Origin of the sequence: Paenibacillus sp. 32352, assembly GCF_002042965.1 — a bacterium.
Classification (GTDB): Bacteria; Bacillota; Bacilli; order Paenibacillales; family NBRC-103111; genus Paenibacillus_S; species Paenibacillus_S vulneris.
In genome coordinates, this window is record NZ_MZNT01000015.1 from 1 (window position 1) to 11,071 (window position 11,071).

The 11,071-nt window shown below is 49.9% G+C and carries 6 protein-coding genes and 6 tRNA genes; 11 read left to right on the forward strand and 1 reads right to left on the reverse strand.

Annotation, left to right across the window (positions count from 1 at the left end; all coding sequences use genetic code 11):
• The 11 genes from B1728_RS28290 (at nucleotide 1) to B1728_RS28340 (ending at nucleotide 5,630) form a co-directional block, all read left to right on the forward strand.
• Nucleotides 1-75, forward strand: a tRNA-Gly gene (locus B1728_RS28290).
• 68 nt (nucleotides 76-143) lie between these two features.
• Nucleotides 144-218 (forward strand) — tRNA-Gly (locus B1728_RS28295).
• Nucleotides 219-223: 5 nt separating this feature from the next.
• Nucleotides 224-306, forward strand: a tRNA-Leu gene (locus B1728_RS28300).
• 7 nt (nucleotides 307-313) lie between these two features.
• A tRNA-Pro gene (locus B1728_RS28305) sits at nucleotides 314-390 on the forward strand.
• 21 nt (nucleotides 391-411) lie between these two features.
• Nucleotides 412-485 (forward strand) — tRNA-Gly (locus B1728_RS28310).
• 7 nt (nucleotides 486-492) lie between these two features.
• A tRNA-Arg gene (locus B1728_RS28315) sits at nucleotides 493-566 on the forward strand.
• Nucleotides 567-1,238: 672 nt separating this feature from the next.
• Nucleotides 1,239-2,231, forward strand: coding sequence for a biotin synthase BioB (gene bioB, locus B1728_RS28320; RefSeq protein ID WP_079913794.1), 993 nt, complete (start codon nucleotides 1,239-1,241; stop codon nucleotides 2,229-2,231).
• A 178-nt stretch (nucleotides 2,232-2,409) separates the two neighbouring features.
• Nucleotides 2,410-3,165, forward strand: coding sequence for a 2-dehydro-3-deoxy-D-gluconate 5-dehydrogenase KduD (gene kduD, locus B1728_RS28325; RefSeq protein WP_079913795.1), 756 nt, complete (start codon nucleotides 2,410-2,412; stop codon nucleotides 3,163-3,165).
• Complete coding sequence (locus tag B1728_RS28330) at nucleotides 3,165-4,142, forward strand: sugar kinase (RefSeq protein WP_079913796.1); 978 nt, start codon at nucleotides 3,165-3,167, stop codon at nucleotides 4,140-4,142. The genes kduD and B1728_RS28330 overlap by 1 nt, the downstream gene beginning before the upstream one ends.
• Nucleotides 4,143-4,237: 95 nt before the next feature.
• The gene (locus B1728_RS28335; protein WP_079913797.1) at nucleotides 4,238-4,903 is read left to right on the forward strand and encodes a bifunctional 2-keto-4-hydroxyglutarate aldolase/2-keto-3-deoxy-6-phosphogluconate aldolase; all 666 of its coding nucleotides are present in this window, start codon (nucleotides 4,238-4,240) and stop codon (nucleotides 4,901-4,903) included.
• Nucleotides 4,904-5,150: 247 nt separating this feature from the next.
• On the forward strand, nucleotides 5,151-5,630 hold the full coding sequence (locus tag B1728_RS28340) for a hypothetical protein (RefSeq protein WP_144028040.1): 480 nt from the start codon (nucleotides 5,151-5,153) through the stop codon (nucleotides 5,628-5,630).
• 850 nt (nucleotides 5,631-6,480) lie between these two features.
• Here the strand turns inward: B1728_RS28340 and B1728_RS28350 are convergent.
• Nucleotides 6,481-11,019, reverse strand: coding sequence for a glutamate synthase-related protein (locus tag B1728_RS28350; RefSeq protein WP_079913979.1), 4,539 nt, complete (start codon nucleotides 11,017-11,019; stop codon nucleotides 6,481-6,483).
• Nucleotides 11,020-11,071: the final 52 nt, after the last annotated feature.

An 11,071-nucleotide genomic window follows, 5' to 3' on the forward strand; every position in this document is an offset into this window, starting at 1 on the left:
GCGGAAGTGGCTCAGCGGTAGAGCATCGCCTTGCCAAGGCGAGGGTCGCGGGTTCGATTCCCGTCTTCCGCTCCAATCTCTCAAAAAACACTTGCTTTTTAGAAAACATTATCTTATAATTATTCTTGTTCTTTCTGAAATGTGCGGAAGTGGCTCAGCGGTAGAGCATCGCCTTGCCAAGGCGAGGGTCGCGGGTTCGATTCCCGTCTTCCGCTCCAGAAATGCCGGTATGGCGGAATTGGCAGACGCGCGCGACTCAAAATCGTGAGGGAAACCGTGGGGGTTCAAGTCCCTCTACCGGCACCATAATTAACGGGATGTAGCTCAGCTTGGTAGAGCACCTGGTTTGGGACCAGGGGGTCGCATGTTCGAATCGTGTCATCCCGACCATAATGTTTTCTATAGTATTGAGCGGGTGTAGTTCAATGGTAGAACTCCAGCCTTCCAAGCTGGTAGCGTGGGTTCGATTCCCATCACCCGCTCCATATTTATGTTCCAGTAGCTCAGCTGGATAGAGCAACGGCCTTCTAAGCCGTTGGTCGGGGGTTCGAATCCCTCCTGGGACGCTTCTTATAAAACCACAGCCATCCATCGCGGATGGTTTTTTATTTTGTTTGCAGCTCTTAATAAACCTCTAGCTTAACATTTAGCAGCCTTAAATTCTTTTCCTTTCATTTAGGGAGACGAGATTTAAGTGCTGTTTTTTTATATTGTATAGGTAATCTGGAGTTATGGGGCCGGATGCTGTTAAATCAAACGGGGAACATCATGAGGTTATGAATGATCTATAATCAGTTATAAACTTACCAGCCTATACAGGATCGGATAAGGTTTCGAAAGCCAGTATCCACCGACGCATTCAGCCTTCATTAGTGTATAGAATGGGGTAATATGGATAGTTTGGTTGGATGGTTTACAATCTGATAACCATTGTGACTTTTATGTACTGACTAAGAGGCGTTAAAGCGCTCATAAGGGTGAGTATAGTAAGCCAATATAAAGGGGTTATTCACCGCATTTAAAAGGACCTTCTAGGGTCCTCTCAGTAGGTTTAGAGCGATTCAGAACGGGGGCTTGAATAGAGCTTTTGGGGATTGGAGTATACTTACAAATTAATTGTAAACCTAAAATATAATAATATGGTTGACAATTTACCTGGACTATTTAAAAATAAATAGAGTATGAGGCAAACCGTATTGGACCTATATAAAAAAAGAATTCGATAAAAGGAGAACCCTATGAAAACAATACATACAGATTGGAACGAACTGGCGGAGAAAGCACTGAGGGGACAGCCGTTAACGATGGAGGAAGGACTGTCCGTGTTGGAGGCTGAAGATAAGGAACTACTGGCCATCATGAACAGCGCGTACAAAGTAAGACATCATCATTACGGAAACAAAGTAAAGCTGAACCTGATTATTAACGCGAAGAGCGGGCTATGTCCGGAGGACTGCGGGTACTGTTCGCAATCGATCGTATCGAAGGCGCCCATATCCAAGTACCCGCTGCTTGAAAAGGAAACGCTGATAGAAGGCGCACGCAAAGCGTTGGAGATGAAGGTTGGAACATACTGCATTGTAGCCAGCGGAAAGGGCCCGACAAGCAAAGAGCTGGATCAGGTCATCGAAGCTGTTCGTGAGATAAAAGCAGCGATGCCTTTGAAAATATGCGCATGTCTTGGGATTTTGGCGGAAGATCAGGCTGTACGGCTTAAGGAGGCAGGAGTAGACCGATACAATCATAATTTGAATACAAGCCGCCGCCACTTTCCCAGCATTACTACGACACATACCTATGAGGACCGGCAGGAGACGGTACAGAAGGCAAAAGCGGCAGGAATGTCGCCTTGCTCAGGGTGTATCATCGGGATGGGAGAGACGAACGAGGAGATCGTAGAAATGGCGTATGCATTACGTGAATTGGAGGCGGACTCGATTCCGGTGAACTTTTTGAATCCGATTCCCGGAACGCCGTTGGAGGGGCAGAAGGGGCTGAATCCTCGCCAATGCTTGAAGGTGCTGGCTCTGATGCGATTTATGAATCCATCCAAGGAGATTCGAATTGCTGGGGGGCGTGAGCTGAACCTCCGCTCATTGCAAGCACTCGGGTTGTATGCGGCGAATTCCGTATTTGTTGGAGATTACTTAACGACCGCTGGTCAGGAGACTTCAGAAGATCATCGAATGATTGAAGATCTTGGGTTTGAAATCGAGATATGCGCGTTGTAATTAGGGGTATCTTATTAGTGAACAAATTATTGCAAAATTGCCAATTATGAAAGAATGAGTCTGAAATTTTCATAGGCGCTATGGCACATTAGGGGTACTTCACTTATAATAAGAAGTGTGGACAACCCTAGGAACTGGGGTTTTGTTATTATATAAAACGTTTAAACGAGGTGTAGAGATGAATTTATTTGATTTGACCGGCAAAGTTGCTATTGTAACGGGTGGAGCCGTAGGTCTTGGTGGCGGAATCTCTTTGGGATTAGCGCAAGCGGGCGCCGATATCGTGATTGTTACAAGCAATGACCGCAATAGAGAGACTCAACAAAAAATCGAGGCTATGGGCCGCAAAGTACACACTATCGTTGCGAACCTGTCCGATGAAAAAGAATATCCGCGCGTTGTCAGCGAAGCGCTGAACGCATTCGGTAAAATCGATATTTTGGTTAATAATGCAGGGATTATTCGTCGTACTCCTGCTGCAGATCATTCCGCTCAAGATTGGCACGATGTGATTAACCTGAACCTGAATGCATCGTTCTTCTTGTGTCAATTGGTAGGCCGCGAGATGATCAAGCAAGGCTCCGGTAAAATCATTAACATCGCTTCCATGCTGAGCTTCCAAGGCGGTATCAACGTTCCTGGATATACAGCTTCCAAGCATGCGATCGCAGGTGTTACGAAAGCATTGGCAAACGAATGGGCAAGCAAAGGCGTTCAAGTAAACGCGATTGCACCTGGATATATGTCTACAGACAACACGGCTGCATTGCGTGCAGACGAAGAGCGCAGCTCGCAAATTTTGGTTCGTATTCCTGCTGGTCGTTGGGGCACTACAGAAGATTTGCAAGGTCCTGCTGTATTCCTGGCTTCCGCAGCTTCGGACTATATGAACGGTCACGTGCTTTGCGTTGACGGCGGATGGATGAACCGATAATGACGGCACAACAAGGATCTACTCAAATGTTTCAACCGGAGATCATTACCTTTGGGGAAACAATGGCGCTTATGATGCCTGCAGGTACCAAAGGAATTGAATATTCGTCGCAATTTCAAGGTCTGTTCGGCGGTGCGGAGAGCAATGTGGCTATCGGTGTCGCCCGTCTAGGTCATCGCGTAGGCTGGTTCAGCCGCCTGGGTAAAGATCCGTTCGGACGGATGATCCTGAAAAAAATCCGCGGCGAAGGCGTTGACGTTTCGCGTGTTGAGCTTACGACAGAGGCTCCTACAGGGCTGATGCTTCGCGAAGTCGTATCCGGTAAAACATCGGTGTACTACTACCGCAAAAACTCGGCAGCCAGCACACTGAAGCCGGAGCATCTGGACGAGGAATATATTAAACAGGCTAAATACCTGCATGTAACCGGCATTACACCGGCACTCAGCGAGTCCTGCCGCGAGGCGGCCAAAGAGGCTATGCGTCTTGCACGCAAGCACGGTGTGAAGGTATGCTTCGATCCGAACCTACGCCTCAAGCTATGGTCGATTGAAGAGGCACGCGGAGTACTGCTCGATATGGCGAAGGAAGCCGATTACTTCCTTCCGGGATTGGATGAGCTAAAGCTGCTGTATCAAACGGAGAGCTTTGACGAGATCATTCAACGTCTGGGAGAACTGGATGCGGTGAGCATCGTCAAAGGCGGAGACGACGAAACCTACGTGGTGGAGAAGGGCAGCATTACTGCTGTGCCTTACTTCAAGGCGGAGCAAGTCGTAGATACGGTGGGAGCCGGAGACGGCTTCTGCGCCGGATTTATCGTCGGTCTATTGAAGGGCTACAGCCATGTGGAAGCCGTTCGTCTCGGGAATTTGATCGGAAGCATGGTTGTACAAATGGAAGGCGACTGGGAAGGTATCCCGACTTGGGAGCAGGTTGAGGCTGTTCTGAATAACGTGAAGCACGTAGAGCGCTAAGAACAGAATCGATCCGGGCGTCCGGCTATATTGCAACAGCTTATTGTTTCATTGATCAGCTCCAAACTAGATGCTAAGGAACGGAGAAACCCAATATGAAAAAAATAAAGCTGCTTCAACAAATTACTACGGAAGGTGTCGTTGCCGTACTACGCGGCGAGACGCCGGAGGAAGTCGTAGAGATGGCCGAACAAGCCATCGAGGGCGGCATTAAGGTCATCGAAGTAACGATGACCGTGCCTTTCGCTCTGCAAGCGATTGAGACGCTTGCCAAAAAATATTCCAGCACGACGCAGGATCCGTCCAAATACGCGATCATCGGCGTAGGTACCGTGCTGGATCCGGAAACGGCACGCGCCGCGATCCTCAGCGGCTCCGAGTTCGTCGTAGGCCCTTCTTTGAATCCTGCGACGGTGACTCTGTGCAACCGGTACCGTGTGCCTGTTATGCCGGGCGTTATGACGGTTCACGAGATCCAGCAAGCTCTGGAGCTTGGCGTAGACATCGTGAAGCTGTTCCCGGGCAATTTGTACTCGCCTTCGACGATCAAGGCGATCAAAGGACCTATGCCGCAGGCTAACATCATGCCTACAGGCGGTGTATCTCTCAGCAATCTGGCTGATTGGATTAAAGCCGGTGCTGTAGCGGTAGGTATTGGTTCCGACTTGACCACGGAAGCGGTAAAAGAACGCAATTACAGCCTCGTAGCGAAAAAAGCGGCTCAATACATTGAGGCTTACCGCGCGGCTAAACAAGGCTAAATTATAAGATTCTTTCATTAAAAAGGAAGCTGTCTTCTCTGACAAGAGAAACCGGCTTCCTTTTTTTTGTAATAAGGTCCTAGGGGGAGAATTTTTTTAAAACTGCATTTTTCCGGTCCTATGTTGATCTATGTAGGATTAATATGCTGTTCGAAAAATTGATCTGCAACATAACCCGCACTTTCACCGTTATAATGGCATCAGGAAAAGAATTGAATAAATGTATTGAGGAAGGGGGATTCAAAAGATGAAGAAATGGGCAGGGCTATGCTTAGCGATAATACTATTATGGGGGATTGCCATACCTTCAGTCTCCGCACTATCCTGCGCGCCGCCTCGGCCTCCCAAGGAGGAGATGGACTATTCCGAGCTCGTGTTCAAAGGAAGGCTTTTGTCGGAAACAAAGGAGAAGCTAACATTTCAGGTGCTTGCCGTATGGAAGGGAGACCTCCATGAGACGGTGACATTAAATCAGAACCACTGGACCGAGTTTGAAGCAGGGGAGGAATATATCATTTTCGCAGGCAGAGATGAGGGGAAGCTGCGTCCGAAGCTGTGCGGCAATACCGGGTTAGCGAGCTCGTTCGATGAAACGACTCTGGGAGAAACGACAGTTGTTATTTCCAAGAGCAACGTTGGATTACAAATAGCCCTCGCTGTGATAGCGGGGGTGGCCGTTGTAGCTGGTGCAGGGATTATCTTTGTCAAGCATAGGGGCAGGCAATGAAATGCGATAGAATGGGAGGGAACAACCAATTATGAGTTGTTTAGAGAACCCCTTATTGAGCATCCGGCATGCATCCATTAAAATAGAAACCTTATTGACGGAATGCAAAAGATTTTTAAGATATTCAACAAGCAGGCTTCAGGATGTGTTTTCTATGGTGTCAGACTTCCCGCATGGGTGAGCTTTTCGTTAAGCATGTCGAAACAGCAAATGCGGTAGCTTATTTGCAGCAATCGGAGACGTTCCATTCGGAAGCAAAGCTTCCAGCTATTCCTAAGCCGCTTCATTCCTTTCCGACATTAAACAGATATGCCCACGTAAATGATTGGATAGAGAGGAGGTACCAGGTTCGCCTGATTCCCCAGGCATGGAGGGGCGGGATCACCAGGCTGCCGCAAAAGCTGCCATACTTGTTTGTGAGGAAAGTTATAATAGCGTTAGAAGCTTATACAAGGCTAGGAGGCAGGCCTGGCCTATCATGATTAGTAAATGCTCCGCTAATTAAGATATAGGCTCTAAACTCGTCAGTTACTCCGCGCACCTGCGATCCGCCAATGGATCGTCCTTATCTTCTTGGTCTCCTCCTGATTTCCGCACATAGCACACACTCTTTAATAATTAAAAAGCGACAGATTCGATCTATGACAAATAACCCTATAAAGCCATCCAAGCCGCTAACGCGGCGCTATAGGTGATAAAAGTGGGATATCAGAGAAACATCCGGGGTAATGGAGGGATGACTGCGAAGGTGATTTGGATAAATCGCGGGGGACCCGAAAGTTTAAGACATAAAAAAATCCCACCAGAACAAAGGTTCTGATGGGATCGTATGAGTCCTATGATCGCAGGATTACTCTGTAGCCACCGATTGGTCGGCTTGCAGGTTCACTGGAGCGATACGCACAAAGCTGGTTTCGAGATTAGCGAGAAGGTGATCGACTTTCGCGGCTGCTTCAGTTTGACCGGAAGCGGCAAGCTCTTGGCGGTAAGCGCCGAGCAGCTCGTTCAGATCCTTGATGCTTTGCGAACCGACTTTCTCGATTTTCACTTTCGCGCCTTTCGCGATACGGCGTTGAATAGCCGCTTCGTCCATACCCATTTCTGGGTTCAGGCGCTGATAGATGACACCGCCGGTCATCCCTGCACAAATCCATGGACCTGGGTCGCCAAGTACAACGGCACGACCATTGGTCATGTATTCGAAGGCGAAGCCTTTCAGGTTCGCGCGGCTTGCAAGTCCGCCCAGCTCATCTTCAAGCGGAGAAGTAATCTCGCCGCCGAATACGACGTCTGCACCGGAGAAGCGGATGCAGGCACGAGTATCTGCGTTGCCTTGGATCAGGAACAGACCTTTTTGAGCGCCGTAGCCGAACGATTTACCAACGGAACCGTTGATGAATTGACCATGGCTGCCTTGCGATTTCAGGATCGCTACTTTACCGCCGAACGACATTTTACCTACGCCGTCCTCAGCACCGCCGTGAACCGTAATGTCAACGCCGCGTGCGTTGAATGCACCCAAGCCGTTACCCGGTACGGAACCGTCAGTCAAAGTAAGCGATACTGGCGGCAATTGATCATAGCTGCCGTCAAAACGGTCTCTTACGCGATGGCTGGAGTAGCGGCTTCCGAGAATACGGGATTCCGCATCCACCTTGGACCATCTGCGGGAAATTGGAGCGTCGAAGGATAAGGAATCCGGGAAGAATTCTTGACCTTCAGCGCCTGCTGCAATACGGATATCGGAGGATACCGCTGCTGCAGCTTCCAGCTGAGCTTCATGCGCTGCTGCGAAGGAAAGCGGAGCCGGACGCAAAATGTCGGACAAATCGATTTTATCCAGGCAGCTGATTTGCTGCAGCAGGTCGGAACGGCCGACAAGCTCTTGGGCGCTGGAGAAGCCTAATTGAGCGACAATTTCGCGAATTTCTTGGCCCATTCCGCCGAACAGACGAACGAGCGAATCTACTGCTGTATCAAATACACGAGGTACGAAACGGCGAAGACCTTTTTCTTCCGCTTCCTCCATCGAGTCAATTTGTGTTGCAATACCTACGTGGCAAGTATCCAGGTGACAGCCGCGGCATGTTGTGCAGCCGATAGCCTGCATGGAGATACTGCCGAAGCCGCAGCGGTTTGCACCGAGCATCATCATTTTCACTACATCGGCACCGGATTTCAAGCCGCCGTCAGACCAGAGCTCGACTTTGTGACGCAAGCCGGCTTCGATCAAGGCTACGTGAGCCAATTTCGTACCGATTTCTGTAGGCAAGCCTACATGAGTCAAGGAGTGGATACGTGCAGCACCTGTACCGCCGTCGAAGCCGGAAAGGGTGATAACATCTGCGCCTGCTTTGGCAACGCCGACTGCAATTGTACCGATACCTGGTACGACAGGAACCTTGACGTTGATTTTCGCCTTACGGCCGCTTGCTTCTTTCAGCTCGGAAATGATTTGCGCCAAGTCCTCGATAGAGTAAATATCGTGGTTGTTGGATGGCGAGATCAAATCGGAACCGATGGTCGCATTACGTGCGGCAGCGATCTTCGCGGTAACCTTGGAGCCCGGCAGGTGACCGCCTTCGCCCGGCTTCGCGCCTTGACCGATTTTAATTTCAAGGAAAGCTACGGCGTTAGCCAGCTCTACGTTGATACCAAAACGACCGGATGCAACTTGGGCACCGCGTGTTCTTTTGTAACGGCCGAGCATATCTTTAATTTCTCCGCCCTCGCCGTTCATGGTTACCATGTTCAGACGCTCACCGGCTTCTGCATAAGCGCGGAACGCCGTTTCGTTCTGGGAACCGAACGACATGGAGGAGATCAGCATAGGCAAATCATGACCGCCGATACCGATGTCAACCTGAGATGGATCCAATGGCTTGCGGCCTTCCTTATGAGCCAGCTCATAGTTGAAGTCGGCAACGTGACGAATGGAGATCGGGTTGCGCTTCTCTTCTTCACGAAGCTTGTCGCGGTAGTCGGAATAAGGAGCTGTTCCGGCAGCTGCCTCTCCGAGCGCTTTCCACATCCGTTGGAAGAAGTGGAAGTTACGAGCCGCTTTGGCTTTAGGATTCATAAAGTCGTTGTAGCGGGCTTCCGCGTCTTTTTCCAGCTCGGCAAAGCCGGTACCGGCATTCTCGCTGCCCAGGTAGTTCACGATATCTAACACATCGGATACTTCCGGCTTCAAGCCGATCGACGAGAAGAAGCGGGTATAGCCGCGAAGCTCGTGAGTACCGATAGTGGAAATGACTTTTTCCAAGCCTTTAGTTAATGCAGTGTAGACTTTACGTGCTGCAGACGCGCCGTTCTTCACAGCGGAGGTTGCAAACAGCAGGTAAGGAGATACGATATCCACGCCCAAGCCGCATGCAACAGCAATATCATGCAGGTTGCGGATAGCAGCGGAGCGAAGCACAACGGTCGTATGACGGCGCAGGTTATCGCCGAACTGCAATTTTTCCGCGCGCAGAGCGATATCGACCTTGGATACGGACAGATGCGGATCCATGAACAAACGATCGTTCTGATGAGCAGCAGCGTCATCAAGAATCAGTAATACGGCACCGTTCTTAACAGCAGTTACGGCATCCGCAGCCAGCTGATCCAGCGCATCCTTCAGGGATGTGCCGCGAGCGAAGGTAAGAGATAAGGTCGCTACTGCCTGATCTCCTTGTGCCTTGAACATCGCACGAAGCTGCTCGAAGCTCGGTTGGCCAAGCTCAGCCAAGGAATCGATACCGTTGCTGCCTTCAAGTACAAGCGGCGTCAGCAATTCAACGCGAAGGCTTTGATCCGGCTGGCCGTACACGGTTGGACGAGGGCCAACCACAACGCGTGTGGAGAAGTGCTCCATCTCGCGGTCACGGTCAATGGCAGGGTTCGTTACGACTGCAACGCTTTCTTTAATGAAATCCGGAATGTTCTGACGCTCCCAGTTGATGCATGCATGCGGGCCGTCGTGACCAAGTGAACGGATCGGCTCCGCGCCGGTTTCGGACATGGTCTCGATCATCTGAATGCCTTCACGGTCCCAACCGAATGCGCTGTACAGAGCGTCGGTAACGACGGCATCCTCTTGAGAAGCAGCTTCTACCGCCGGCAGCGTATCCTTCAAATGCTTACGCATGCCCGTAAAGTCAATACGTTTGCTTGCGCGCTCGTATACCAAGGATTGAACGCCGGAGTAAGGAATCACTTGAACATGCTCGCCTGGTGTCAGAACGACACCGACTTTTTCGCCTGGAGCGATCGGTTTTGGATCAGCCACCATTTCATCTACCGTGATAACCCCTTGCTCGGAGGAGAAGTACAGCGATGTTTCGCTCTCTACCATCCATACTGGACGAAGGCCGAGCGCATCTACGCTGAAAATACATTCATTATCGTAACGGGATACGATACCGGCAGGGCCTTGAGCAAAGTGACCCCAGATTTGGCGATAGTAAACATACAAGTCTTGCAATTCAGGACGGAATTGCTTCATTTCATTAATAATAGGAGGGAATACGATTTCCATCGCCTCAAACAAGCTGATGCCGAAGCGGTGGATAAAGGTCTCGATCGTACGGTTCATGTCCTGGGAGTCGCTGCCGCTCTCAACAAGCTGCACGCCAACCATGTCTGCTTCGAGACGCATTTTTTTAACGGTATTGATTTCTCCGTTATGGCCGAGCAGAGAGAACGGTTGAACACGGAAAAAGCTGGATTGAGTGTTTGTGGAATAACGGTTGTGACCGATCGTAACCTGGGCCGCAAAAAGCGGGTCGCGGGTATCGTTATAATATTTAGGAAGAATGCTGGCAGCACCCATCACTTTATAAGCGGCGGTTACATTGCTCAGTGTAGCGACATGAACGTGGTAGCGTGCTTCAATAGCTACATGCAGCTCGAACAAATGATCCGCTACGACGACTTCCTGCTTGTCACACATTGCAGCGATTTGCCAGAAGGTCGGCTCGTCATTGCGGCCGTTTTCCCCAAGGACGCTGCTATCTACTTGATTTTCTTGTTCCAATATAATAGAAACGTTAAATTGGGCAAACAGCTCGCGAATACCTTTTTGCATGTCAGCCACGGAGATGTCCAGCTTGCGCGGAACAAAAATGTGGGCAACGGAAAAGCGGCCGTCGTAGGCAAGCTTGCCGTCAAGACCGGCGTCATTCAGCTTTTTCTCCCACAGAGCTCTAGGAATGTCGGTCAAAATACCGCAACCGTCTCCTTCGCCGTTAATAAATCCCGAACGATGTTCCATTTTGACAAGAGCTTCAATCGTCTTCCGAATGTTATCGCGGGATGGGAAACCGTCCTTTTCCACGATACAGATGATACCGCAGCTATCGTGCTCGGTACCTAGCAAATTCTGAAAACGGCCTTCATTGCGCATTACTTCATTCATTTTTGTGGTCAGCAGGCTGACCGTCACCTCCCAATAAAAG

Coding starts and splice junctions, on each gene's coding strand:
- bioB (WP_079913794.1), top strand. CDS start 1,239: ATGAAAACAATACATACAGATTGGAACGAACTGGCGGAGAAAGCACTG.
- kduD (WP_079913795.1), top strand. CDS start 2,410: ATGAATTTATTTGATTTGACCGGCAAAGTTGCTATTGTAACGGGTGGA.
- B1728_RS28330 (WP_079913796.1), top strand. CDS start 3,165: ATGACGGCACAACAAGGATCTACTCAAATGTTTCAACCGGAGATCATT.
- B1728_RS28335 (WP_079913797.1), top strand. CDS start 4,238: ATGAAAAAAATAAAGCTGCTTCAACAAATTACTACGGAAGGTGTCGTT.
- B1728_RS28340 (WP_144028040.1), top strand. CDS start 5,151: ATGAAGAAATGGGCAGGGCTATGCTTAGCGATAATACTATTATGGGGG.
- B1728_RS28350 (WP_079913979.1), bottom strand. CDS start 11,019: ATGCGCAATGAAGGCCGTTTTCAGAATTTGCTAGGTACCGAGCACGAT.